The organism is Acetobacter okinawensis (assembly GCF_002153655.1).
GTDB lineage: Bacteria > Pseudomonadota > Alphaproteobacteria > Acetobacterales > Acetobacteraceae > Acetobacter > Acetobacter okinawensis_A.
On sequence record NZ_JOPJ01000007.1, the window covers coordinates 1 to 25703 of the forward strand.

Annotated in this window: 22 protein-coding genes, 1 tRNA gene and 1 pseudogene; 13 read left to right on the top strand and 11 right to left on the bottom strand. The window is 59.3% G+C overall.

Translation table 11 applies throughout. The features are described 5' to 3' along the window. Window positions 1–111: pseudogene (locus HK26_RS13850) on the bottom strand (SDR family NAD(P)-dependent oxidoreductase); the annotation flags it as partial. Between the two features lie 108 nt (window positions 112–219). On the opposite strand from HK26_RS13850, the gene gmk reads away from it, so the two are divergent. After that, on the top strand, window positions 220–873 hold the full coding sequence (gene gmk / locus HK26_RS04915) for a guanylate kinase (protein WP_086638755.1): 654 nt from the start codon (window positions 220–222) through the stop codon (window positions 871–873). A 68-nt stretch (window positions 874–941) separates the two neighbouring features. Continuing rightward, the gene (locus HK26_RS04920) at window positions 942–2438 is read left to right on the top strand and encodes a replicative DNA helicase (RefSeq protein ID WP_035372199.1); all 1497 of its coding nucleotides are present in this window, start codon (window positions 942–944) and stop codon (window positions 2436–2438) included. A gap of 20 nt (window positions 2439–2458) precedes the next feature. Here HK26_RS04920 and HK26_RS04925 read toward each other — a convergent pair whose 3' ends face one another. The 4 genes from HK26_RS04925 to HK26_RS04935 form a co-directional block, all read right to left on the bottom strand. Beyond that, on the bottom strand, window positions 2459–4891 hold the full coding sequence (locus tag HK26_RS04925) for a DUF3772 domain-containing protein (protein ID WP_086638756.1): 2433 nt from the start codon (window positions 4889–4891) through the stop codon (window positions 2459–2461). 223 nt (window positions 4892–5114) lie between these two features. Beyond that, complete coding sequence (locus HK26_RS13420; RefSeq protein WP_180539322.1) at window positions 5115–5258, bottom strand: hypothetical protein; 144 nt, start codon at window positions 5256–5258, stop codon at window positions 5115–5117. A gap of 87 nt (window positions 5259–5345) precedes the next feature. After that, window positions 5346–6134: an ABC transporter ATP-binding protein gene (locus HK26_RS04930; protein ID WP_180539328.1), complete on the bottom strand. Its 789-nt coding sequence runs from the start codon at window positions 6132–6134 to the stop codon at window positions 5346–5348. Window positions 6135–6145: 11 nt separating this feature from the next. Next, window positions 6146–6931, bottom strand: a complete 786-nt coding sequence (locus tag HK26_RS04935) for an MlaE family ABC transporter permease (RefSeq protein ID WP_086638757.1) — start codon at window positions 6929–6931, stop codon at window positions 6146–6148. Window positions 6932–7146: 215 nt separating this feature from the next. Between HK26_RS04935 and radA the strand changes: the two genes are divergently transcribed. The 4 genes from radA to HK26_RS04955 all read left to right on the top strand — a co-directional run bounded on the left by radA (window position 7147) and on the right by HK26_RS04955 (window position 12221). Next, on the top strand, window positions 7147–8538 hold the full coding sequence (gene radA, locus HK26_RS04940; RefSeq protein ID WP_086638820.1) for a DNA repair protein RadA: 1392 nt from the start codon (window positions 7147–7149) through the stop codon (window positions 8536–8538). A 67-nt stretch (window positions 8539–8605) separates the two neighbouring features. Further along, window positions 8606–8679: transfer RNA gene (locus HK26_RS04945), tRNA-Gly, on the top strand. A gap of 443 nt (window positions 8680–9122) precedes the next feature. Then, window positions 9123–10781, top strand: a complete 1659-nt coding sequence (locus tag HK26_RS04950; RefSeq protein WP_257640860.1) for a hypothetical protein — start codon at window positions 9123–9125, stop codon at window positions 10779–10781. Window positions 10782–10850: 69 nt separating this feature from the next. Next, complete coding sequence (locus tag HK26_RS04955; protein WP_086638758.1) at window positions 10851–12221, top strand: amino acid permease; 1371 nt, start codon at window positions 10851–10853, stop codon at window positions 12219–12221. Between the two features lie 92 nt (window positions 12222–12313). Here HK26_RS04955 and HK26_RS04960 read toward each other — a convergent pair whose 3' ends face one another. From HK26_RS04960 to HK26_RS04970, 3 genes are all read right to left on the bottom strand, one after another. After that, entirely contained in the window at window positions 12314–12997 is a 684-nt protein-coding gene (locus tag HK26_RS04960; RefSeq protein ID WP_086638759.1) for a YoaK family protein, read from the bottom strand. Between the two features lie 205 nt (window positions 12998–13202). Continuing rightward, on the bottom strand, window positions 13203–16838 hold the full coding sequence (gene putA, locus HK26_RS04965; RefSeq protein WP_374188220.1) for a bifunctional proline dehydrogenase/L-glutamate gamma-semialdehyde dehydrogenase PutA: 3636 nt from the start codon (window positions 16836–16838) through the stop codon (window positions 13203–13205). 195 nt (window positions 16839–17033) lie between these two features. Beyond that, the gene (locus tag HK26_RS04970; protein ID WP_086638761.1) at window positions 17034–17738 is read right to left on the bottom strand and encodes a GntR family transcriptional regulator; all 705 of its coding nucleotides are present in this window, start codon (window positions 17736–17738) and stop codon (window positions 17034–17036) included. A gap of 564 nt (window positions 17739–18302) precedes the next feature. Between HK26_RS04970 and HK26_RS04980 the strand changes: the two genes are divergently transcribed. Both HK26_RS04980 and acs read left to right on the top strand, forming a co-directional pair. Beyond that, window positions 18303–18743, top strand: coding sequence for a DUF2501 domain-containing protein (locus HK26_RS04980; protein WP_086638763.1), 441 nt, complete (start codon window positions 18303–18305; stop codon window positions 18741–18743). A gap of 249 nt (window positions 18744–18992) precedes the next feature. Further along, on the top strand, window positions 18993–20891 hold the full coding sequence (gene acs / locus HK26_RS04985) for an acetate--CoA ligase (protein ID WP_086638764.1): 1899 nt from the start codon (window positions 18993–18995) through the stop codon (window positions 20889–20891). Window positions 20892–20936: 45 nt separating this feature from the next. Here acs and HK26_RS04990 read toward each other — a convergent pair whose 3' ends face one another. After that, on the bottom strand, window positions 20937–21185 hold the full coding sequence (locus HK26_RS04990; protein ID WP_086638765.1) for a DUF1653 domain-containing protein: 249 nt from the start codon (window positions 21183–21185) through the stop codon (window positions 20937–20939). A 59-nt stretch (window positions 21186–21244) separates the two neighbouring features. On the opposite strand from HK26_RS04990, the gene HK26_RS04995 reads away from it, so the two are divergent. Both HK26_RS04995 and HK26_RS05000 read left to right on the top strand, forming a co-directional pair. After that, window positions 21245–21811, top strand: coding sequence for a hypothetical protein (locus HK26_RS04995; RefSeq protein WP_086638766.1), 567 nt, complete (start codon window positions 21245–21247; stop codon window positions 21809–21811). A 6-nt stretch (window positions 21812–21817) separates the two neighbouring features. Further along, a complete protein-coding gene (locus HK26_RS05000) occupies window positions 21818–22111 on the top strand; it encodes a hypothetical protein (protein ID WP_086638767.1) in 294 nt (97 codons plus the stop codon). Window positions 22112–22143: 32 nt separating this feature from the next. Here HK26_RS05000 and HK26_RS05005 read toward each other — a convergent pair whose 3' ends face one another. Both HK26_RS05005 and HK26_RS05010 read right to left on the bottom strand, forming a co-directional pair. Then, on the bottom strand, window positions 22144–23109 hold the full coding sequence (locus tag HK26_RS05005; RefSeq protein ID WP_086638768.1) for an SAM-dependent methyltransferase: 966 nt from the start codon (window positions 23107–23109) through the stop codon (window positions 22144–22146). Next, window positions 23106–23492 (bottom strand): DUF423 domain-containing protein, encoded by a 387-nt coding sequence (locus tag HK26_RS05010; protein ID WP_086638769.1) that lies wholly within the window; start codon window positions 23490–23492, stop codon window positions 23106–23108. Before HK26_RS05010 ends, HK26_RS05005 begins: the two co-directional genes overlap by 4 nt. A gap of 135 nt (window positions 23493–23627) precedes the next feature. On the opposite strand from HK26_RS05010, the gene HK26_RS05015 reads away from it, so the two are divergent. The 3 genes from HK26_RS05015 (at window position 23628) to HK26_RS05025 (ending at window position 25620) form a co-directional block, all read left to right on the top strand. After that, window positions 23628–24206 (top strand): cob(I)yrinic acid a,c-diamide adenosyltransferase, encoded by a 579-nt coding sequence (locus tag HK26_RS05015; protein WP_086638770.1) that lies wholly within the window; start codon window positions 23628–23630, stop codon window positions 24204–24206. A 250-nt stretch (window positions 24207–24456) separates the two neighbouring features. Then, window positions 24457–25119, top strand: coding sequence for a hypothetical protein (locus HK26_RS05020; protein ID WP_086638771.1), 663 nt, complete (start codon window positions 24457–24459; stop codon window positions 25117–25119). A gap of 33 nt (window positions 25120–25152) precedes the next feature. Beyond that, window positions 25153–25620, top strand: a complete 468-nt coding sequence (locus HK26_RS05025) for a hypothetical protein (RefSeq protein ID WP_086638772.1) — start codon at window positions 25153–25155, stop codon at window positions 25618–25620. The last annotated feature ends 83 nt before the right edge of the window (window positions 25621–25703 follow it).

Here is a 25703-nt window from a genome sequence, read left to right on the forward strand (position 1 = left end):
GGCTTTGCGCCCGCCAAGCCACAACCTGCGGCCGGGGCGGGCCAGAGTCTGGGCCAGTGCGCGCCCCAGGCCCGAGGATGCACCGGTAATAAGAATACTGTCGTGTTTCATGGTGGTGTCCGCCTTCCTTTGGCATAAAGCGCGGTGGCGCAGCATGGCCGCTTCTGGCATGAAGGGGCAAGATCGTCAGTTTGAACAGACAGGGTGTGAAAGAGCAGCATGGCGCACAATGGAAAGGCTCATCCGGGGCACACAACACGGCGGGGTGTATGCCTTGTTATTTCCGCCCCATCGGGTGCTGGCAAATCGACCATTGCCAATGCGCTGCGCGCATCGGACACAAAACTCAAGCATTCTGTTTCCGTCACCACACGCCAGCCCCGACCGGGGGAAAAGGAAGGCGTGCATTATTATTTTCGGACCATGGAACAGTTTGAGGCCATGGCGCAGGCGGGCGAGCTGCTGGAGTGGGCCATTGTGTTTGGCCGTGGCTATGGCACGCCCCGTGCGCCGGTGGAGCAGGCGCTTGCCGCAGGGCATGACATGGTGTTCGACATAGACTGGCAAGGCCACAGGCAGATACGCGAGGCCCTGCCGGATGATGTGGTCGGCCTGTTTGTGCTCCCCCCATCCCTTGAAGAACTTGAACGTCGGCTAACGGGCCGTGGTTCCGACCACCCGGACGAAATTGCCCGCCGCATGGCCGCGGCACGTGATGAAATTTCGCACTGGCAGGAGTTTGATAGCGTTATTGTCAACACCGAGCTGGACAGGGCAGTCACCGAGGCACGCTCCGTTCTGGTGGCGGCACGGCTGTTAACGCGCAGGCAGACCGGCCTTGCCGACTTTGTAGCGACTTTTGATGCCAGCTAAACCGCAGCCCCAGCCTGCACGCTGGCCATGCGCCAGCCCCGCCCCCGTAACAGGCCCATGATGTGAGCATGACAACACAGACCGACAAACCAAAAGAAGATGGCCTGCTGGGTTTAACCCTGCGCCAGCCCCCGGCCAATATTGAGGCCGAACAGGCCCTGCTTGGGGCCTTGCTGACCAACAACCGTGCGTATGACCGCGTATCCGACTTTCTGGCGGGTGAGCATTTTGCCAACCGGGTAAATGGCCAGCTTTATGCAGCTATTGCCCGCAGGGTGGAAAACGGCCAGCTGGCCGACCCGGTGACCATGCGCGCGGAGCTGGAAAACTCGGGCATGCTCGATAGCGTCGGCGGCATGGCCTATCTGGCCAAACTGCTGACATCCATGGTCGGGATTATCAACGCAGGGGATTACGGGCGCGCGATCCATGATGCGTGGATCCGCCGCCAGTTGATTGATATTGGCGAGACCGTTGTTAACAACGCCTTTGGCGCGACAGGTGACCTGTCCGGCCCGGACCAGATTGAAGCGGGGGAAGAAGCCCTGTTCAGACTGGCGACCGAAAAAGGCAAGGACGGAGATTTTGTCGCCTTTAACAAAGCGCTGACCGGAGCGCTGAATGTTGCAGCCCTTGCCTTCCAGAGTGCAGGGCATGTGACGGGCCTGACATCGGGGCTGCGGGATCTGGATAAAAAGACCGGGGGGCTGCACCCATCCGATCTGCTTATTCTGGCAGGGCGCCCGGCCATGGGCAAAACGGCGCTGGCTACCAAAATTGCGTTCTCGGCTGCGCGCGCCATTATGGACGAGGCAGAGGAAAAAGGGGGCAAACCCAATGGGTCTGTTGCCATTTTCTCGCTCGAAATGTCGGCCGAGCAGTTGGCAACCCGTATTTTGTCCGAACAGGCAGAAGTCTCGGGCGAGCGGATCCGCCGGGGGGACATCGGGCAAAAGGAGTTTGACCGCTTTGTAAGGGTCAGCCACGAACTGGCCCGCCTGCCCCTGCTGATTGATGATACGCCCGCCATCTCGCTCTCGGCCATGCGCACCCGGTGCCGCAGGCTCAAGCGCACACAGGGTCTGAGCCTGATTGTGGTGGATTACCTGCAGCTCATGCGGCCCTCCGTCGGCACGCGCCCAGAAAGCCGCGTGCTGGAAATTTCCATGATTACGCAGGGTCTCAAGGCCATTGCCAAGGAACTGGAAGTGCCGGTTATTGCCCTTTCCCAGCTTTCACGTCAGGTGGAAAGCCGTGAGGACAAGCGGCCCATGCTCTCCGACTTGCGTGAATCAGGCTCCATTGAGCAGGACGCGGATGCGGTCATGTTTGTCTATCGTGACGAATATTACCTGCAACAGCGTATGCCCAAGGAAACAGCCTACGATTCCATGGACAAATACTCAGTGGCCATGGACGAGTGGCAGCGCAAGATGGGGCTGGTCCACAACAAGGCCGAACTTATTCTGGAAAAGCAGCGTCATGGGCCAACCGGCACCATCAACCTGTTCTTTGAAGGGGAATACACGCGCTTTGCCGATCTGGACAATATCCACGAGCAGTAACGTGTATTCCGGGGTGGGGCTTACGGTGCGCGCACGGTCTGGCGGAAGGTGACGGGAATTTCGTTTTCCTGAAACGCCTGCCAGATTGCAAAAAGCGCGCTGCTGCGAGCCGTTTTGATTTCCACCCCATCGCGCGCCTTGGCCGAGCCGGTCAGCACGGCGGAGCCATCGGCAACCGATGTCATGCTCACGGTAGGGGGGCTGTCGGGGTCTGTATCCTCGCACGCGCTTAAGGTGGCAATGACCACGCTGCTGGCCTTGTTCAGGTCCGAGGCAAAGGGCAGGTCCAGTTCCACGGTAAAAACACCGGGTTTTTGCGCCCGTGTTGCGTTTTTGACCGCCGATGTAATGAACTGCGAGTTCGGGATAATCATGGTCGATTTGTCATCGAGCCGTATGTCCGTGGAGCGTACGCTAATGCGTTCCACCTTGCCGGTCACGCCTGCAATGGTCACCACATCCCCGACCGATACGGGGCGTTCGGCCATAAGAATAATGCCTGAGACAAAGTTCTGCACAATGGATTGCAGGCCAAAGCCGATCCCCACGGACAGGGCGCTGACAACCCATGTCATGCTTTTGAGTGTCACCCCAAGAGCTGCAAACATGGCCAGCCCGATCAGGATCCATGCGGCATAACCCAGTATGCTCAGGATGGAGGCCTGCGCCCCGATATCCAGCGACGTTGCGGGGAAAAACCTTTGCTGGAACCATGACTTTACAATTTTAATCGCCTGATACCCTACAAGAGGGAGGGCAATGCACAGCAAAATGGCGTCAAGCGAGACGGAGGAGGCATTGCTGTCCTCCGTGCCGTGGAACAGGGAGTAGAGTTGCTGCCATATCTGGGGTGGGTCAAAATTAGCACCCGATGTGGCCACGGCATACGCCACTGCCAGCAAAAGAACATTGACCAGACCGGGGATAAGAATACTGGCCTGGTTAATCAGCCGCGGTGGCAGCCCCAGCTCCACCAGATGGCGACCCAGAGGCGCGCGTGAGGCAAATAATGCGCCCCCGGCAGCCGTAACAAGCATGGACAGCAGCAAAAGCGTTGTCATGCTCAGGGCCATAACACTCACCCACGAGATAAGCGTGTAGGCAAGGGGGATGTAACCCGTCAGAACCGCAATCCAGCAGATAATGGAAATGCCCATGGCCAGACTGCGCAGGAACTGTGCAAGAGGGGGCGTCTGCTCGGTGCCGGTCTGTTCCGCATCCTCATCCTGTGCTGCAGTCAGGCGCAGCTTGCGCGGGATGGCAAACAGCAGCGGGCTGACCGCCAGAGTGTAAAGTCCATCCATCAACTGCACACTCAGCAGGGAGAGGCCGCTCTGCGTATCCACATAACGCAGGATTCCACGCACGATCATGGCAATGGCCAACCATGATGGGAACAGGCGCAGGTTGCGCGCCAGATCGTCCGACATGGTAAAAATGCGCCATTCCGCGTGGCGGCTGAGAAAACAGAACCCAAGCTCCAGCACCAGCCCGCACAGGGGGGCCTGTGTTGCCACCATGCTGGCAAGCTGGTCCAGATCATCCCCCACGGCGGGGTTGTCAAAAGCCAGCGTGTTCCAAAAAACCTGAAACGAAATGGCGCAGGCCAGCACACTCACAAGCCCACACACGACTGTTGCAGCAATGGGGCGTATGCGCCCCTGCGGCAAAAAGCGGGTTGTCAGCAGGCGGATGGGTTTGCGCGCACACAGCCACCCGACCAGCAGCAGCACGGAGCCACATAGACCGGCGAATGTGATAAAAATGCGCTTGCCAGTCATGGCGACGGCCAGCATGGCCAGTGTTTCCGCCCCAAGAGCGTGCAGTCTGCGGCCATCTTGCGGTACGGCCTGAATGAACTGGGACCAGAAGTTGATCCCCAGTGGGGAGGGCAACTGCTGCCACAGCGTTGCCTGCTGGATTGCGCTGTCATGCTGGCGCAGTTCGTTAACCAGTTGCTGTGCTTCCACCTGATAAAGCTTCAGCCGTGTCATGCGGGCGGAAATATCTTTTTGCCGCCTGTTCAGGCTTTCGCGCTGTTCGGTAATGGAGGCAACTTCGGGTGGATCGTCCTTGGTGGGGGGCTTGCCCAGAATGTCCACAAAGCTCTGGTACACATCCTGATAAGGCTTGATGCGCGCCATGAGCTTGTCAGTCCGGGTGGAAACGGCCGCTGCGCGCTGGAGCAGTGTGCTCAGGTCAATAGCGCTCTGCCCGGCATGTTCAGCCACACCACTTTTGTAGATGGAGCGTATTTCTGCCCCGATGTCATCCAGTGTTTTGTCAGAGACAATATCCTGCGCGCTGATAATCAGCGGGGAGGAGACGTTGCCTGCATTCAGGGCCGCTCTGGGCTGCTCCGTGGTCTGTGCCGTGCCCGGCTCTGCCAGCAGGGGAGTGGAAAAGAAAAAGAGCGAGAGCACAAATAATACGCGAGCAGGCATACGAAGCATCAGGCAACCTTGCGCCGTGGGAGGGAATACAACAGCTTAATACGGTTATGGTGGGTCACGGGTTGCGTGCCACCGTGGCGTAAAGCCAGAGTGCTTTATACCATGCCGCTATACTGTCGGAAAAGTTTATCGGTCTTTAAAATGCGGCGCAGGAGTTGGCATTGCCGGTTGAACGCAGCAGCAATGCCGGGGGTTTTGCGCATATATTGCCCCAGTAGGGGTGCTAGTTTTCGTTGCTGCTCAGGTGGTCATGGTAGCCCAGAGGCTCCCACTGTGCGGGTTTGGTCAGGTGGCGCGGCGGGTGGTGGAACATTCCGCAGGCGGAAAGCCCAAGTGCGCATGTCAGCAGCAGAACCGCACGTTTCATTGTGTGTTTTTCTCCACAGTATGGATCATCGTGTTTCTATCTCATCCGTGTTTGTTGCGGGCAAGAAAATTAGGGATATTGCGGCCTTTAACGCCTTAATTCCATGGTAATCGGGCCTTCGCGGCGGCCATGGGTAAACTGGTCCACGTAATCGTTCCCGCTGTGCATCAGCGATGCGGCAGCACCCTGCCAGACCAGCCTGCCTTTGTAGAGCATGGCGGCCTCATCCCCGATCCGCTGTGCGGAGGCCATGTCGTGCGTAATGGCTATGGCCGTAGAGCCCAGTTTTTTAACGCAGTCCACAATCAGCCCATCAATCACGGCCCCCATAATCGGGTCCAGCCCGGTTGTGGGTTCATCAAAAAACAGGATGTTGGGCTGGGCGGCAATGGCGCGGGCAAGCCCCACGCGCTTTTGCATACCGCCTGAAAGCTCGGAGGGGAACAGGTCCCCCACGGATGGGGCCAGCCCCACCTGCTCCAGAATGGCCCCAGCCTTGGCGCGCGCTGTAGTACGGGTCAGCTTGTTGAGTGCAAGCAGGCCAAAGGTCACGTTTTCCCAGACTGGCAGGCTGTCAAACAGCGCGCCGTTCTGGAACAGCATACCAATTTCGCTGCGGAGTTGGTCACGCCGTCTGGCAGAGGCTGCCAGAACATCCTCGCCATCAATTTCGATAGAGCCCGAATCCGGGGTCATCAATCCCAGAATACAGCGTAGCAGGACGGATTTGCCCGAGCCCGAACCGCCAATAATGACAAACGACGTTCCCTTGGGCACATCAAGCGAAATGCCGTCGAGCACCTTTTTATCCCCGAAGGATTTGTGCAGGTCGCGGATGCGGATTTTGGGGGGAGCACTGGTCATGCTCTGGTCCATGGCTGCGGCACTCATTGTGAGAAAAACAGGTCTGTAATCAGGTAGTCAAAGGCAAGCAGCAGAATGGAGGCCACCACCACGGCCGATGTGGTGGCCGAGCCTACGCCCTCGGCCCCGCCTTTGCTGTTGTAGCCGTAATAGCAGCCCATCAGCGCGATCAGGAACCCGAACAGGGCGGCTTTGACCAGACCGACCGTGACGTCCATGACCTTAACGGAGTTCATTGTCGCCGTAATATAGGCCGTGGGTGAAAAACCGAGCTTGACCACAGCAACCGTAAAGCCACCCGCAACCCCCAGTACGTCCGCTACCAGCACAAGCAGGGGCAGGGCGATCATGCCCGCCAGCAGGCGCGGTGCGACCAGATACTTCATGGGGTTGGTGGAGAGGGTGCTCAGTGCGTCAATCTGGTCGGTCACGCGCATGGTGCCAATCTGTGCCGCCATGGCAGCCCCAACACGACCGGCGACCATAAGCCCTGCCAGCACCGGCCCCAGTTCGCGGGTTACGGCCAGCACCACAATGCCTGCAATAGCGCTTTGGGCATGGTACTGGGCAAAACCCGTATAGGATTGCAACGCAATGACCCCACCCGAAAACAGGGCCGTAAGAGCCACGACCGGCAGGGAGAAGAACCCTGTCTCCATAAACGTGCGTATGAACACACGTCCGTAGAACGGTGGCCGCATGATGTGGGACAACCCGGCAAGTGCAAAGAGCGCCAGAGCGCCCGCACTGCGGATGAGCGAGAGTGTGGCGCGGCCTGTGCGGGCCACAAGATCAAGCACCATATCCATGGGTTCGGGCTGTCTGTTCCTGTTGTGTGTGGTCTGGGTCTGCTGTGGTGTGAGCCGTAACCCGTTCGGGCCGGGTTCGTCAAAGCATGGTTTTGTTCTGTCTGCTTTAATGGGGTGTTCCAGCGCTGTGGGGTGGTCTGGAGTGGGTCTTGAGTTTGTTCTTGTTTTATTCCATTTATGGGGTTCCAGAGCAAGGCAGGAACAGGGGAATGTCCGTGGCCAAAAAAACCTCCCGCCAGTATGTGTGCAGAGCCTGCGGGGCTGCCCATGCCAAATGGGCAGGCCAGTGCGATGCCTGCCAGGAATGGAACACGCTGGAGGAAATGGCGGTAGAACCCCTGGCCGCGTCTTCTGCCACAACCCGCGCAGGCAAGGGGCGGCGGGTGCAGTTGCATGGGCTGGGGGGCAAGGTGGAACTGCCACCACGCACGGGAACAGGCATTGCAGAGCTGGACCGCGTGCTGGGTGGGGGGCTGGTGCCAGCCTCGGTGGTGCTGGTGGGGGGGGACCCCGGCATTGGCAAATCCACCCTGCTGTTACAGGCAGCCAGCAGGCTGGCGGGCAAGGGGGAGCGGGTTCTCTATATTTCAGGCGAAGAGGCGGTGGACCAGATTCGGCTGCGCGCCATGCGGCTGGGTGTGGTGGAGAACAGCCTTGATCTGGCAGCCTCCATTAATGTTGCGGATATTGTGGCAACGCTGGAGGCCGAACCAGACGTAAAAGTTGTTGTGATCGATTCCATCCAGACCATGTGGCTTGAGACGGTGGATAGTGCGCCCGGCACGGTCTCGCAGGTGCGGGCCTGCGCGTTTGAGCTGATCCGGGCTGCCAAGCGGCGGGGCTTCAGCCTTATTCTGGTCGGGCATGTGACCAAGGAGGGCGCACTGGCTGGCCCGCGTGTGCTGGAGCACATGGTGGATGCGGTCATGTATTTTGAAGGGGATCGGGGGCACCAGTTCCGTATTCTGCGGGCTGCCAAAAATCGTTATGGCGCCACGGACGAAATTGGGGTGTTTGCCATGACAGACCGTGGGCTGGAGGAGGTGAGCAACCCTTCCGCCCTGTTTTTGGCGGAGCGGCGGGGCAACATAGCGGGCTCTGCCGTATTTGCAGGGCTGGAGGGGACACGCCCCGTTTTGCTGGAAGTGCAGGCGCTGCTGGCCCCCAAAGGGGGAGATGGCGCGCCCCGCCGGGCTGTGGTGGGGTGGGATACAGGACGGCTGGCCATGTTGCTGGCGGTGCTGGAGACCCGGTGCGGGGTCAAGCTCTCTGGCATGGATGTGTATCTGAATGTGGCGGGTGGGCTTAAAGTGGCCGAGCCTGCGGCTGATCTGGCGGTGGCGGCGGCTTTGGTTTCTGCGGCCACCGGGGTGCCGACCAGCCCCGGCGAGGTGTATTTTGGCGAAGTGGGTCTGTCGGGCGAGGTCCGGCAGGTTGCACAGGCGGATGCGCGGCTCAAGGAGGCTGCCAAGCTTGGCTTTACGCAGGCCGTTCTGCCGCGCCGCATAGCACGTGGCAACGCGCGCTCACGCCCCCCTGAGGGCATGAGTCTGCGGGAGCTTGGCCATATTTCCGATCTGGTTGGCCCGGATGTGGAGGCGGAATAATTGCCAGCCCTGCCGGTAAGGCATTGCACGTCGGGCGGGGGCACGCTATAAGCCGCCCACGCGCTATGCGGATGTAGTTCAATGGTAGAACGGCAGCTTCCCAAGCTGCATACGGGGGTTCGATTCCCCTCATCCGCTCCATGCGCTTTTCCCCCTTATGGCCATTCATGCTTCTGCTGCGCTGCTCTGGCGTGCCGCATGTATATTTTGTTGCCATTTGCTCCGGGTTCTTTGCTGCAACCGTAATAAAAATGCGGAGCACATGCGTGCAATGTATCCGTTTGGGCATGGTTGGCGGCACATGCCCAAAAGGGTGCAATTTGTTGCCGTATATATTATTTCGATCTCGGTACATTTAATCTGTTTTTCAGTCGAGAACGGAAAAGAAATGATATAAAATTCAATAATTACTTGTCTGTATAGCAATATAATTTAAAGAATACATAAAAGCATGGTAGGCATATTTTTCGTTATATAACCTTGAACATATTATAATATAATGCAATTATTATAAATAATTGCTCCATCCCTACAGTGGGGAGCGCAGGCTCTATAGCTTATTTTGGAGGGGAGTGCTTCTGAGCGTGAATGGTCTGCTAAAAAAAACCAAAAATCATAATGGACTGTTCTGTAACCCCATACGCCGGATGCAGCGTCCCGCGCCGGGGCGTAGGGTGGGGGAGCGTTGGTCTGCCCATGTCGGGGGCCGGGTTACTGGCGCATTCAGGTTTGGGGTCTGCTCCTTGTTGCTGGGCACAGCAGGGGAGGTTCTGCCCGCTAGGGCGGAGCAGACTCTTATCTCCGTCAGTGGGGTCAAGATTCAGAGTGGGCTGGATATTGGCGGCGCTGCTTTTCATCTTCCCAACACCAACTTTGGGGGTGGGTCCTATACCGCTCATCCATCGGGTGGGTACACGCGGCACGCAAACACCACCTATGGCGAGTTGTATGCCAAGCCCATGCTCAAGGGGGAGTGGCAGACCGGATGGGGGTTTGACGTAATCGGCAGCGCCTCGGCAATCGGGGCGACGACCCTTGGGGATGGGGATGCGCAGCAGGTCTCGCAAACATCTGGCACGCCGCGTTCAGTGTATCTGGAGGAGGCTTATGCCGGTGTTCGGGTGCCGGTCAGTCTGGTGGGAGGGCATCAGGTGCTCACCGTACAGGGCGGACGGCAGGCGTTTGCAGTGGATGACGGCTTCCTGATTGGTAAAGGCACGTATAGCGCCGGGGAGCGTGGGGCATGGTGGTACGCACCACGTTTTGCCTTTTCTGGTCCCGGTGTCATCAAGCTGGAGGGGGACCCCGTCCGTGCGGATGTGTTTATGCTCGAAAGCAATGCGGACAACAGCATTGACCGTGGTTACGACCGGCCCAAAACCAGCTTTGTCGGGTTTGACGTAACATGGTTTGTCAATAAATCGGGCGGGCATGGCGCTTCTGTTTATGCCGACCGTGCTGCCTATGTGACGCTCACCTATTTTCATGTACGCGACGCCGATACATCGGCCCATTATAACTATTCAACCCGCGCGGACCGTGACGGCATGAATGTGGCCGCCCTGAGCTGGGGCGGTACGCTGCTGCCGGTCAAGGCTTTGGGTATTTCCAAGAACTTTACGTTCTATGGCAATTTTGTCTCGGAACAGAATAGCCATCCGGGCAATGGGTACACGGGTGTTTCGGCTTTTGGTATGTATTTTGAGCCGGGGTACACGTTTTCCACACTGCCGTGGGCGCCACATCTTTTCTACCGGTACACCCGCTTTGGTGGTGGCAGCAATGCCGAAGGCGGCGTCAAGCATAACTATGACACGTTCTTTCTGTACGATGGCAAACGCTACACCTATGGCGGTTACTGGCCGGGCGAAATTGTGGGCATGTACCTTGCCCCCCTGTCAGACCTTGAGGACCACCAGATTGATCTGACGGTCATTCCCCCTGTGCATCTGTTCCGCCCTAAGGATTCGCTCAAGCTGGGGCTGCATTTTTATGACCTGTCCCTTATCCATGCCTCTGGCATGGGGCTGAAGAACACTGGCCGCCATGTCTCGGACGAGCTGGATGCCTCGGTTGAATACACGCTGGATGAAAACACATCCGCAGCCCTTGCCGGGGGGGCAGCTTTTGCCGGGCCTGCCGGTCGGGCGCTGTCCAAGGCCGGGGTGCCGGGGGACCAGCCCATGCCAAATATCAGCCGCCATGCCGGGGTGATCGAGGCTTATTTTTACAAGCATTTTTAAGGGACATTTCCCAGTTTGTTCCTCTTGAGTTATGAACGCACCAAGCCAACAAGAATAAAGGACCTCTCCATGGCCGAGCCGAATACCAAGTCTGTTGTTAAACCCGCGACAGGTCTGCGTAGCCGACACATCGCGATGATCGCACTGGGCGGGACAATTGGCGCAGGGCTGTTTGTGGGGAGCGGAGCTGCCATTCAGGCCACAGGGCCCGCAGTTCTGCTGGCTTTTTTGCTGGTAGGGCTGCTGGTTATTCTGGTCATGCGCATGCTGGGCGAAATGGTGGTGGCGGACCCCGGCCGTGGGTCATTTGTGGAATATATCCGTGCAGCACATGGGGACAGGCTGGGCTTTACCTCGGGCTGGCTGTACTGGTTTTTCTGGGTTGTGGTGCTGGGCAGTGAGGCAATAGCCGGTGCAATTCTGCTACAGGACTGGATTCACCTGCCTATATGGGTTTTGTCCATTGGGTTGATTGTGCTGCTTAAGCTGGTCAATTTTGCCGCCCCGCGCGTGTTTGGCGAGTGCGAGTTCTGGCTTTCTGCCATCAAGGTTTTCAGCATTCTGGCGTTTGTGGCCATTGGCGCGCTGTATGTGGTGCATGTGTTTGGCCCCGGTGTACCCGTGTGGCACAACCTGATCGGCCATGGTGGGCTGATGCCGCATGGCATTGTGGCTGTTCTGTCCATCATTCCCACCATTCTGTTCACCATGATGGGGTCGGAAATTGCAACGGTAGCTGCCGGGGAATCCCCCGAGCCAGACAAAAACGTGGCGCGGGTTACGCGTAGCCTTGGTACACGTGTAACCCTGTTCTATCTGGCCTCCGTTGCCATGATCCTGCTTGTGGTGCCGTGGAGCAGCATTGTTGCTGGTCGCTCTCCGTTTGTCACGGCCATGGACACAATGGGTATTCCCGGTGCGGGTATGATGATGCGCATTGTGGTGCTGAGCGCCATTCTGTCGTGCCTTAACTCCGCGATGTACATTACTTCACGCGTGTTGACCGAACTGGCCACACAGGGGGATGCCCCTGCCTTTCTGACCCGTCGCTCGGCCAGTGCGGCCCCTCGCATGGCCATTACGGTCAGCAGCGTGGCGGGTACGCTGGTGGCGTTCTCGTCCATTCTGGCGCCGCAGACCATTTTTGCGTTTCTGCTGAGCTGTAGTGGTGGGGTTATCCTGCTGATTTATAGCCTGATTGTAACGGCCTACATCACAACCCGCTTTGCAGCCCGCCGCAACGGGACGGAAAAAGACAACTACACGCTGTTCCTTTTTCCGCTGTGCAATTACGCAACCCTTGTGGGTGTGGTGCTGGTGTTTGTTGCCATGCTGATCAACCCCGCAGAGCGCATGACCGCGCTGGCCACATTGGGCACCTCGGTTGTCTGTTATGCCATGGCCTCGTATTTTGCGGCGCAGAATAAGCGGCAGGCCTGATTTTTTGTAACGCCTCACGTATCAAAAAAGGCCCGCCAGATTCTGGCGGGCCTTTTTTGTTTGTATGTTCAGGTCCGCTTACAGCCAATGCATCAGGGGATGCTCATCCGGTCCAGATGGAAGGCCAGTGGGTGTTTGCGCAGGAGCAGCAGGCCGCCTGCAACAACAATGGTGCCCCCCGCCAGCGCAATACCAAGCGAGACACTCCTGCTGGAAACCAGCGTGCCAATGGCTGCCCCCGCAAACAGGCTGAAAATGGCAGCCACGCGGCGCAGGGTGCCTGAACTGCTCCCCCCGGCGGCAGAGCTGTTGTGGGCCAGCCCATGCAGCACCATGGTTGCGGCGGGCAGAACCATGTCGGGCAGTTTGGCGTGCCGTGTGGCTGATGTCTGCAATCCCATGGCGCAGGACAACAGGGCGAGGGTTACGTAAATGTCGCCCGGAATATTGGTCGACCAGATCCATGCGGCAATGCCAACCATTGCGCCTACGCCAAGCAGAATATCGCCTACGGTCGCTCGTATGCTGCGCTGGCGGCGCACAAGCCGCCCCCCGACCATAGCACCCAGAAAGTAAAAACCAATTGCCTCAAGCCCCGACAGCACAATGGCCTGGGAAGTAGCGATGTTGACAGCCATCAGAATAATGGTGGCGGTCATGTAGCCTGCAAAAATCTTGAGATGCAGCAGAGAAATGGCGTCCAGCATGCCCATGGCCATGGTTACAAGCAAAATGGCGATGACCAGTTTGGCATCATGCCCCGCGCGGGTTGTCATTGTATCTCCTGAGAACAAGGGAAGAAAAAAATGGACCTGCGGCTTACGCCATAGTGTCCGTCTGGTGTTGTAACACTCTGCACGCTCACGGAAAAATGATCTTAATTGGATGGTGCCATGCTCCATGCCCAGAACATGGGCATGCAGGGTCAAACAAAAAAGGCCCGGCGGAAGGCCGGGCCAGTAACAGGGTTTATGCGCTCTGTCAGTTCAGGGTCATCAGGCTGGCGTTGCCGCCTGCCGCGGTTGTGTTGATGCTGCGTGACTGCTCCTCCAGCACGGCTTCAATCGAAGGCAGGCCACTGCCTGTAATATAGGCCGATACAATGGGGCCGTTCCCGGTGCTGAGCAGGGCACGCGTTGCGCAAAATGCGCTGTTGTCCTCCTCACTCAGGAGAATGCTGCACGTAACCGACTGGGCGGAGGAGACCGGGCGGACAAACTGCCCGATGGATGCAGGCAGGCTTGCAACGGCGGCAAGGAGTGTGGCGTCGGCCATAATGGCCGCGGTATTTCCCCCCGCCAGTGCGAGCGAGATCTGGTCATACAGACCAGCCTTGGTCTGGGCCATGCACAGCACGGTGCCACGGGCACCCAGCCTGTACAGGTTCTGCTCACCAACCGGGCCGGGCAGGGTGATCTGCCCGTTAACAACCGGCTGGCTGGCAAGGGTGTGGGCGCGTTGGGCGGCCTCGCTCTCGCCCTGTGTCCGCAGCCAGTCGGTCCAGCCTGCCATGGCCTGCGGGGTGCTGCCCCGTACAATCTGTGCTAGCGGTGGCACCTGCGCCAGCAGGCGGCGCAGAATAAGCGGGCCACCAGCCTTTGGTCCTGTCCCGGACAGGCCACGCCCGCCAAAGGGCTGCACGCCTACAACCGCGCCAATGGTGTTGCGGTTCACATACAGGTTGCCAGCATGCACATGCTCCAGAACGCTCTGTACGGTGGTGTCCAGACGTGTGTGCAGGCCAAAGGTCAGGCCGTAGCCGGTTGCGTTAATGTCTTCCAGCACTGTGGCCAGTTGCGCGCGCGGGTAGCGCAGAACATGCAGGACCGGGCCAAACACCTCCTGCCCGACTTCCCGAATGGACGTGACCTCAATCAGCGTTGGCGGCACAAAGCTGCCGTTGGCGCAGCTATCTGGCAGAGGTAGGGCATGGACCGGCGCATTTTTGCTACGGAATGCCTGAATATGCGCTGTAATGCCAGCCGCCGCTTCGGGGGTGATAACTGGCCCCACATCAGTTGCCAGTATGGACGGGTTGCCCAGCCGCAGTTCGGCCATGGCCCCACGGAGCATGGCCAGAATATGGTCTGCGCAATCATCCTGCACGCACAGGATGCGCAGCGCGGAGCAGCGCTGGCCTGCACTATCAAAAGCAGAGGCCAGCACATCGGCCACAACCTGTTCAGCCAGCGCGGACGAATCCACGATCATGGCGTTCTGGCCCCCGGTTTCGGCCACAAAGGGAACTGGCTGGCCCGTGGCTGTCCGGCGGTCCTGAAGCTGGCGGTTGATAAGCTGGGCAACGGCTGTGGAGCCGGTAAACATGACCCCCATAATCCGCGCATCACCAACCAGGGCCGCCCCTACATCGCCCTCTCCGGGCAGCAGGTGCAGCGCGGTGGCGGGCACGCCTGCTTCATGCAGGATGTTGACTGCTACGGCCGCGATCAGGGGTGTTTCTTCCGCCGGTTTGGCAATGACCGCGTTGCCTGCGGCCAGTGCTGCGGCAATCTGGCCGATAAAGATGGCGAGCGGGAAGTTCCACGGGCTGATACAGGCCACAACACCAAGGGGGATGTGGGTGGTGTTGGCAAAATCGCGGCGGATGGTGGCTGCATAATAGCGCAGGAAGTCCACAGCCTCGCGGATTTCGGCCACGGCATTGGGCAAGGACTTGCCCGCCTCGCGGCAGATCAGGGCCATAAGGGCGGGGTGGCGTTCTTCCAGCAGGTCGGCGGCGCGGAGCAGGCAGTCCGCCCGTGCGGCGGGGGAGGTGCTGGCCCAGTCTGGCTGCCCCTGCTGTGCGCTCTGTGCTGCCAGTGTTACGGTTTCGGGTGTTGCGTAGGTCACGTGGCCGACCACATCACGCCGGTCGGCAGGGTTGGTAACCGGGCGTGCCGTGCTCTGCACTGGTGCGCCCGGAACAATGGGGGCGGCCGTCCACTGCTGCGGTGCGGAGGCCATGCCCGCGGCCAGAGAGTCCAGAACACTGTCATCGGCCAGATCAAGCCCGGCGGAGTTCTGGCGTTCTGGTGCAAACAGGTCAAGCGGCTTGCGGATTTCGGTATGGGGTGCGCCAAAAGGGGTGTAGCGCTGGGCCGATGTTACGGGGTTTTCAATCAGCGAGGAAATGGCAATGGCATTATCCCCGATCTGGTTGACAAAGGAGGAGTTGGCGCCGTTTTCCAGCAGGCGACGCACCAGATAGGCCAGCAGGGTTTCATGCGTGCCAACAGGCGCGTAAATGCGGGCCGGGCGGTTGAACCTGTCTGCCCCGACGACCTGACGGTACAGGGGCTCGCCCATGCCATGCAGGCACTGGAACTCGTAAGACCCGATCTTATAGTCCTGCCCGGCCAGCGTGTAGATGGTGGAGAGGGTGCGTGCATTATGCGTGGCGAACTGTGGAAAAATCACATCCCGTGCGTCCAGCAGTTTGCGAGCACAGGCAATGTAGCTGATGTCCGTGTGGCATTTGCGGGTATAAACGGGATAATCCGCCATGCCCTCAACCTGCGCCTTTTTAATTTCGCTATCCCAGTAAGCGCCTTTTACAAGGCGGACCATAATGCGGCGGCTTGTGCGCCGTGCGAGGTCAATAATGTAATCCAGCACAAACGGGGCGCGTTTGCCGTAGGCCTGCACAACAAAGCCAATGCCGTTCCAGCCTTTCAGCCCCGGTGTGGCGCACAGGGCCTCCAGCAGGTCGAGCGACAGGTCAAGGCGCTCGCTTTCTTCGGCGTCAATGTTGATGCCAATGTCATACTGGCGGGCCAGCAGGGTGAGTTCTTGTACAATGGGCAGCAACTCGCCCATAACCCGTGCATGCTGGGCGCGGGCGTAGCGTGGGTGCAGGGCGGAAAGCTTGATGGAAATGCCGGGACGCTCGTAAACATTGGCCCCCTGAGCGCTGCGGCCGATCACGTTAATGGCGTTAATATAGTCCTGCCGGTAACGCTGGGCGTCTGCTGCAGTGTAGGCGGCCTCGCCCAGCATGTCGTAGGAATAGGAGAAGCCGATATCTTCGAGCTTTTTGCTGTTCTTGCGGGCCTGCTCAATGGTCTGGCCCAGCACAAACTGTTCGCCCATCAGGCGCATGGCCGCATCGACTGCCTTGCGGATAACGGGGCGGGTGCTCCGTTCCACAAAACCCATAAGGGCGCCACTCAGGGTTTTGTCATTATGTTCGGCGACAACACGGCCAGTCAGGGCCAGCCCCCATGCGGCGGCATTGGCAAACAGCGGTTTGCCCCGCCCGGCGTGGGCAAGCCAGTCACTCTCCCCGATCTTGTCCTGAATAAGCGCATCGCGCGTTGCCATGTCGGGAATACGCAGCAGGGCTTCTGCCAGACACATGAGCGCCACACCCTCGGCGGAGGACAGGGCAAATTCCTGCACCAGTGTTTCCACCAGTCCGGGGTTGCGCTGGTTGCGCAGGGTCTGGGCCAGTTGGGTGGCCATGTCCGCCACGGCACTGTCCTGTGCCGGGCTTAGGGTGGCGGCGGGGGCCAGAGCGTCCATGCATGTCTGCTCGGGGCGACGGATGGCTTGGATAATGGCTTTGCGCAGCGGGGTGCGGGATGCGAAGTCAGGAGCAAATGTGTTGGTGGAGGACATGGCGTTGTTCATCCGGATCAGCCGCCAAACCCATGGTCCTGCGGGTATGCAGGTTGGTTTTGGCTTCATAATGATTTTTTCGCTCTGACACGATAATATACGATTTGCAATAACATATATTATAATATCAGCCGTGCGATGGAGCGCCCTTGAGTAAGCCCCTGTAAATTATGGTTTTTTAAGTGCTGAAAATGCTTAACAGACAGTCAGGCCAGCGTGCCTGCGCCGGAAGACCTCTACCGAGATTCTGGATGCTTCCATAATATGTGCGCGGGTCAGACTGGCGCACAGGTCGGCATCGCGGTTGCGGCAGGCGTCCAGAATGGCCTTGTGCTCGTCGTGGGTTATCTCTGTGCGACCTTCAATAATCAGGTGGCCGCGTATGTAGCGGTCCAGTCTGGTGTTCAGGTCGGCTATCATTTCCAGCAGGCGGGGGCGGGGGGCTGCCGCGTAAATGGAATGGTGGAAAGCACGGTTGAGCGCTCCGGAGCGGACCATTCCCTGTGGTCCTTCCACGCCAGCTACAAAGGCCTCGTAGGCGTCTTCCACCCGGGCAAAGTCCACGCGGGTCATGTGGCGCACCCCTTCGGCTGCGGCCTGTTCCTCCAGCATTGCGCGGATCTGGGAGTATTCCAGAATATCGGCTTCATCCAGCCCGATCACCAGCGCGCCCTTGTTGGGCATGAACGCGACCAGCCCTTCCGCCTCCAGGTGCTTTAGCGCCTCACGCACGGGAATGATGCTGACCCCAAACCCCGCAGCAAGTTCTGATTGTGGCAGGGCGCGCCCCGCAGGCAACAGGTCTTCCAGAATAGCCTTGCGCAGGGCGGTACAGATATTTTCCGACGCGGTGCCGTGTGGCGCGGTCTCAACACTCATAAAAAGGCTGGCAGGTAGCATGTTGGTTATAAGCTCCCGCTTAGATTGTTACGGACTCGTTAAGGTTGTTATAGGATGGAAGGCCAAACTGTTCAATCGGCCAGCCTGTTTGTGGCCTGCGTGCAGGGGGCTGCGCATGGGCCAGAGGCATGTGTGGCGTTATATCACCTGATCGTGATTACGGGAGAGGCGGGTGGTGTAAATCCATGTCCGGCGTGCGTGATGGTGCCTGTAAACGGCTGTGTGGGGCTGCTGGGGCAGGGGCGTAATGCTGGGGGCAGGGGTGCCATATGCAAGGTGGCGCGGGTGGCTGGAGTTACAGAAGACAAAGATAATACCGTAATGTTTCAACACCCTATATTTATGCAACGCGGGTTGTGCGGGTGTTTGCAGCCTGTTTGTGCAGGCGTGTTGGGGGGCATGTTGGCGTGTGGTTGCGCTGGTGTGTTTTTGTTATGACAGCCCTCCCGCTTCCCCATATGGACAAGGCTGTGGTCTGCCATGTTTTTTGCGCGCGTGGGGGCTGCTTGATCTTTGTCGGGGTTACGGGGCAGTTTGGCGCATATTCCGTTTGGGAGATTCTGAATGAAACTGTTTGCCGTGCGTGCCCTGTCGGCGCTAGCCCTTACCACGTCCGTGCTGGCATCCGTGCCCGTACTTGCTCATGCCGAGGACCAGACCCTCAATATGCCGGTTATCCGCGGGGGGGATACGTCTCTCCTCTCCACCGTGGACCCATCGGGGTATGTGGCCTCCGTTGACCCGAAGGAAAATGCAGGTCTGCTGAACTACTGTGTGCAGAATGAATACGTCCCTGATTATGACGATGCCTTCCGCACGTTGCAGGAATACAACAAGAAGACCAACGCCGTCTCCGATGGTGCTGACGGCAACATGTTCTATGCCATCGGCTCTGCTGGTCAGATTCGCCTGAACGACCATACATACACCGTGGCAATGGCAACCCTGCCGCTGCGCCAGAAGACCTGCAAGGCTGTTCTGGAACGCGCCAAGGCTGCTCTGTAATACAGGGGCTGGCCCTTATTTCCGCGCCGACCGGATTTAAGGCTGAGGCGTAAAACGGCATTATGGAAAAGGCTGGTCATGTCTGTGACCAGCCTTTTTTTATGCGCGATCTGGCACATTTGTGCATGGGGGGGATGGACGCACCTTTCCTCGGGCCGCGCGATATGGTCAAAGACCATCTGGTTCGGGTGCAAAATAAGAACGTAAATGAAAGGACCAGTCCAAGTGGAAAACAGTGTTCCCTGCACAATGGAGACAGGCGTCTCCGATCGCTATGTTGAGCAAGTGCAGCGCGCGCAACGTGACCCGGAAGCTTTCTGGCTGTCGCAGGCGCGCCGACTGGTCTGGCACAAAGCGCCTTCCCACGCCTCCCGCTCCGATTTTGGCGGTGATGTGCGTATTGCATGGTATGAGGATGGACAGCTCAATGTTGCCCAGAACTGCCTTGACCGGCATGTTCTGACCCAGCCCGACAAACCCGCCCTGATCTGGGAAGGGCAGGAGGACGGGCAAAGGCTGGTCCTGACTTACCGCGAACTGCACGCTCAGGTCTGCCGTCTGGCCAACACGCTGCGCAGGCTGGGTGTGGGCAGGGGCGACCGCGTGGCCATCCATCTGCCCATGGTGGCGGAGGGTGTGGTCTCCATGCTGGCTTGCGCGCGCATTGGCGCAATCCATGTTGTGCTGTTTGGCGGCTTCTCGGCCGAGGGGCTGGCCGAGCGACTGGTGGACAGCGGCGCTGTTGTGGTGATTACGGCAGATGTGGCCCGCCGTGGCGCCAAGGCCATTCCCAGCAAAGTGACCATGGACGAGGCTCTGCTGGCCTGCGGGGCATCTAGCCATGTGCGCCATGTGCTGGTGGTGCCTGTAACCGGCACGGATGTACCCATGCAGCCCGGTCGGGACCTGTCCTACGCTGCTGAGGTGGCTATGGAAATACCCGACTGCCCGCCCGAGGTCATGGATGCATGCGACCCGTTGTTCCTGATGTACACCTCAGGCAGTACGGGGCGGCCCAAGGGCGTTGTGCATGGCACAGGCGGGTATCTGGTCTGGGCGTCCTATACGCATGAGCTGGTGTTTGCCGCCCAGCCGGGGGATGTGTTCTGGTGTACGGCGGATACAAGCTGGATTACCGGGCACACTTATGTTGTGTACGGCCCGCTGTGTAATGGTGCGACAATCCTGATCTATGAGGGCCTGCCCTCATGGCCCCAGCCGGGCCGCTGGTGGGATGTGATCGACCGTAACAATGTGAGCGTCTTTTATACCTCTCCCACCGTGGTGCGTGCGGCCATGCGTGAGGATGCAGACGTGGTGCGCAGCCGCTCGCTGAGCAGCCTGCGGGTGCTGGGCACGGTGGGCGAGCCGATCAGCCCCGAAGCGTGGCAGTGGTTCCATGATGAGGTGGGCAAGGCCTGCTGCCCGGTAGTAGATACATGGTGGCAGACTGAAACAGGCGGTGTCATGCTCACGGCCAGTGCCGGGCAGGTCCCGGGCCGGCCGGGGGCTGCTGGCCTGCCACTGCCGGGGATTGATGCCGTGCTGGTGGATGCGCAGAGCCAGACCGTGGTCGAAGGTGCCGGCGATGGTCTTTTGTGCATGGCCCGCTCATGGCCCGGTCAGGCCATGACCTTGTGGCGCGACCATGAGCGTTTCCGTCAGACCTATTTTACCACATGTCCGGGCCGTTACTTCTCGGGGGATGGCGCACGCCGGGAGGCGGACGGGTATTTCTGGATTACTGGCCGCGTGGATGACGTGGTCAATGTCTCCGGCCACCGCATTGGCACGGCGGAAATAGAAGATGCCGTGGCAACGGATGCAGAGGTGGTGGAGAGTGCAGCCGTTGGCGTGCCGCATGACCTGAAGGGGCAGGGGCTGGTTGTGTTTGTGGTGCCCCGCACCGAGGGGAGCCTGGACCCTGCTGCGGTGCGTCGCGCTATTGCCGAAGGCGTGGGCCGCTATGCGGTGCCTGAGCAGATTTATGTTGTGCGTGACCTGCCCAAAACCCGCTCTGGCAAAATTGTCCGCCGTCTGCTGCGCAAGATTGCAGCGCATGACCTGAGCAATCTGGGTGACCTGTCCACCCTGTCTGATCCAGACATTGTGGAGGACATTATTGCTCAGGTCGCGGCTCAGGCCTGAATGTGGGTGGCATTGTGGCGCGTTGGCCTGCCTGCGCGCCCGTGCCTAGCTGCCCTGCCCGGGTAAGGGCGTGCTGACAAAAGCAAAGCGCGGCGTGCCGTCAACACTTTGCTGCCACATGCTCAGGGGGCGTACCCAGTAGGTTCCCTGAGCGTCACACCTGTAGGTGACCAGCCATTCCTCTGTCTCGCTGTGGCGTCCCACGCACAGGAGTGTGTACAGTCCTCCCTTGTAATGGCGGTAGAGGCCGGGCTTGGGGTGCTGGGGGTTATTTGGGCTTGTCTGTTCGGACATGCTTGGGGTCTACTCCGGTTTGGAACGTCTGGTTCGGATAAAACACAGGGAATGTGCGCTTGAAGCATCGTGTGGGGTTGTATTGCGTGTTGGCGGGGTTGTCTGCCCTGTCCAGCGGTGTTTCCGCTCATGCGGGGGCGCATGGTGCAAAATCTGCGGCGCATGGTCGGGGGGAGGTCGTGGCTTTGACTGACCAGCGTGGCAGCGCGCTGGACAGTGCTGCACGGGAGCTGAACGCGGACGACCTTGCCGCCGCCGCACGACATAACGACAAACCACTGGTGCTGGTGGGGTCCGCCCCGTTGTCGGCACATGGCAAAAACACGGGGCTTTTTGTTCAGGTACAGGCCGCCAGCCTGTGTGGTTCCGCAGGCTGTTCCACCGATGTGTATCTCCAGCGTGGTGGTGCATGGACCAAGGTGCTGGATTCTGTCAGCGGGCCTGTGGAGTTACTGCCCACAAGCCACGGAGGGTACAGGGATATTCTGGTCGATGGGTCAGACCGATGGGTGTGGAAGAACAACACCTATGTGGACACGCTGGCTGCACAGGATGTGCCTGACCTTAAGTCCTCGGTGCGGGAGCATCAGGCGCATACGGGCGAGCAAGCCCACGGTTGGCGTTAAACGGCCATGGCGCAGAATGATGGTAGTATCCGCCTGACCTTGCTCAAAACCGGGGCGACAGTGGGGCTGAGTGCCCTGCTGGTTCTGCTGTTGCGGTGGGTTCTGGGTTTTCTCCCCCGACTGGATGCCATGACCGGGGGGCACGCTGGGGGCGATGTGCTGCGCTTTCTGGCCTCTAACGGGCAGGCGCAGGCCCAGCAGACAGTCTCCATTGTCATGATTGTTGTGTGTTTTGCGCTTGCGGTTCTTGTGGTGCATGGCACCGAGCGCCTGCTCCAGCGCAGGCGGAACCGCAGGTAGAAGTTGCTGAGTAGTCCCGGCCCCCGCAGGGTTTAGGGCAAGATGGTGCCAGATAAGGGAGATACGCCCAGAAGGGCAGCTTCTTGCGACCAGAAAAACGTCAGCTCGTGCTTGTTGTGCGCCAGATGGGCTAGAGCCCCGCCGGGTATGGCCTCAAAGGCTGCCACGGTTTCGTGGTCGGTTTCGCCTTGGAATTTGACTGTCAGCACAATGTTTTTGGTCTGCCCGGCCTCAATCCATGCACGGGTCAGGCGCAGCAGGCGCTGGGGGTAGGCAATAATGTCAGAAAAAACCCAGTTAGCCGCAGGGAGTTGCTTGGGGTCCAGCCCAAACGCGCTGGCTTGCTGAAAGCTGACACCGGGCATGGCGGCAACTGATGGCGCAAGGGGCGCGCGGTCAAATGCAGTAACCTCTGCACCAAGGCTTGCCAGCGCCCATGTCCAGCCGCCCGGTGTGGCCCCCAGATCGTAGCATCGCTCCCCTGCCGCAGGCCACCGGCCCAGACGGGTGCAGGCCTCCCACAGTTTAAGGTAGGCGCGGGAGGGCGGGTCTGTCCGGTTTTCCACAAACTCGGGCGCGCCATTGACAAACGGACTGGTTTTTGTGGCCGAGAACAGCAAGGTGGAGGTGTCCAGCAGGGTCCATGCCCCCAGCGGGCTGGCTGGTGCCGGGGTGGGGAATACCAGAGGTGCCGCTTTGACCGGGGGCAGCTTTTGCACAATCAGCCCGGCCCGGCGGAAGTTATCTGCCGCGTACAGGCTCCAGTTGCGCTGGATGGCGCGCAGCGTATCTGACGCATTGCGGATGGAGGTAATGCCCGCACGCTGTGGGGCGGTCCATATATCCAGCGCCCATGGGGAATAGACAGGGCGTTGTGTGGAAAGGGCGAGCATGCCGTGCCAGTTCACACTCTCCACGCCACGGAGCAGCAGATCTTCTTGCAAGACGTGCTTTAGACCGTCTGCGGCAAGCCATGCGCCCTGTATGGAGGTGCTCATGCCCGGAGCACCCAGCCCACGGCCAGAACCAGCCACGAAAGAATAAGAAAGCTGCCGCCAACTGGGGCAATATGGCTCCCGTGGATACCGGTAAAGGCGGTGTTATAAACGCCACCACAGAACATGATGGTCCCTACCAGCACCCCGCAGCCGCCCAAAAGCAGCAGGCGGCTGGTGCGCTCGCGCAGCCCCAGACCAAGGGCAAGCAGGGCAATGCCCTGCCACATCTGCATATCCATGGCGCTGCGTGCCATGACCCGCCCGCCTTCGGCAAAGTGGGGGTCTGGCAGATGTGCGGTCAAAGCGCCCATAATGGTACCCGTGGCAATAAGAAGCGCACCACAGATCCGCCACAGACGTGTAAGAAAAGGTCCAGTCAGCATAGGGGCGTGTATAGGCGTGTCTGTGGCAAACGGGAATAGTGCAGGCGGCTGGCGCACCAATTTTAGTGCAGGAAACGCCGGGAGCCGTGGTGCGTTTGCATCAGATAATCCAGAACCGGGGTGGGGAGTCGGGGTATGAGCATACGGATTGATAAGGTTGTCACGCGTGGCGGGGATGGTGGGCAGACATCTCTGGGGGATGGTACGCGTGTTGCCAAGGATCAGGCCCGGGTGGAGGTGCTTGGTACACTTGATGAGATCAATGCCCTTGTTGGGCTTGTGCAGGCCCACACCCCAGCGGGGGATGATGTGGTGCACCAGTTGACCATGGTGCAGAACCTGCTGTTCGATATGGGGGCGGATATCTGCCTGCCAGAGGATGGCCCCATGGCTGAACGTGCAAACCGCGTGGAGGAAGCCGCCCTGCTGGTGATCGAGAGCAGGCTGGAGGAACTCAGGAGCCGCCAGTCACCGCTTGCGGGGTTTGTGCTGCCCGGCGGTTCCGTGGCTGCGTCATGGGCGCATCTGACCCGCACACAGGTCCGCAGGGCCGAGCGCCGCATGGTGGCCCTGTCACGGCAGGAGCGTGTTAATCCTGTTCTGCTTAAAATACTGAACAGATTATCTGATTACTTTTTTGTGCTGGCCCGTCACTTTAACCATGATGGTCAGAGCGATGTTGTGTGGCAGCCCGTGCCAAAAGGCGAAAAATAGCCAAAACCCACACAACCCCTTGGAAAAAGGGGGGGCGTGTGGTATGAACAGCCACAGCAGACATTGCCTGCGCGGTAATGTGTAAAATACCCTGCTGCCGGTGCTGCGGCCATATTTCTGTTTTTATTCTGTTGTCTGGTTGCAAAGCATTTGCCTGGCATCTGTTTTGCCCCAATGTATAAAAACACACTTGGCTTTCTGGCAGCGTTTAAACAGACCATAAAATATCTGAAACGTGACATCTGAATTCATGAATACATCATCTTTTCTGTCTTCCCCCGTAGCAGACAGGGATAATGAGGAAGGGCTTGAAGAAGCCTCCATGCGCAACGCTCTTGAGCGCCTTGGACATTCTGCCCGCTCCCGCCAGCCCGCCCCTGCACCTCAGTCCCGCCCTGTAGCCGAAAGCGCCAATAACAAGCGCCGTCGCTTTGTGCGCGACGGAGAGGTGCAGGTGGAAAAACATTCGCTTGCACGCACAACACCGCGCACCGTGGCCCTGCCGCGTGTAGCGGGGTCCTCCCGCGCTGTGCATTTTAATGAAGAGGACAACAGCGAACTTTCCCGCCTGCGCCGCCATCTGGCAGAAGAAAAACTGAAGGTGGAAGACAGTGAGCGCCAACTGGCTGACCTTCAGGCCGCTCAGCGTGGGTTGACCACACGCATGGGCCACGCGGATGCCCTGATTGCTGAGCAGAAGGGTAAGCTGGCCGAGCGTGAGGCAGAACTGGCGCAGGCAGGGCGCGAAATCCGTGCCGGTCGCCGCCAGATGGAGGTGCTGGAAGCAGAGGTGGCAGACCTGCGCCGCCAACTGGAAGCCAAGCCCCGTGGCCGCCCCCGCAAGGAGCTGGAGGTGGCTGAGGATGCTACTGCCGAGGCAGAACCCCAGCCCGTTAAATGGTGGAAGGACTGAGCCCGCGGAGCATATGGTACGGGAGTGCCGCGTATGACCGGTAAAACCGCAACACCTGCACTTGCTTTTCTGGTTCTGGATGTTGTGGTGGGGGTGGCGTGCATGCTCCTGCCACCGGTGGTCATGGGCTTTGTTGGCCTGCTGCGGGATGTGTTTGGTGTGCTTGTGCTGCCATTCAGCTTTCTGTTCGGGCTGGCCGGCTGGTCATCCGACCTTTCTACCCTCTCCAGCGTGCAGGATGGTCTGGCACCACAAGCGGGTGGTTACCCGCTATACGCCATTATGGCAGCAGCGCTGCTCGGCGTTGGGGGTGTATGTTCCGTTCTGGCCTGCAACACACCCAATGGGGCGCGGGTAGAGCGGGCAGCGGCCCCTATTCTGACCGGCCTTGCCATGATTATGGCGGGGTGGGACCCCGGGCTTATTGTTTTGCCAGCATTTATTTTACAAATACTGTGTTTTTGGCGGCCAACTCTGGCATTTTCTGCTCGCGGGCAATAAAGCCCACATCTGTATTGGGGCAGTATTGTGCCAGATGCCGGGTGGTCTGGCCAAAGGCGCGCTGAACTGCGCCCGGCCAGTAC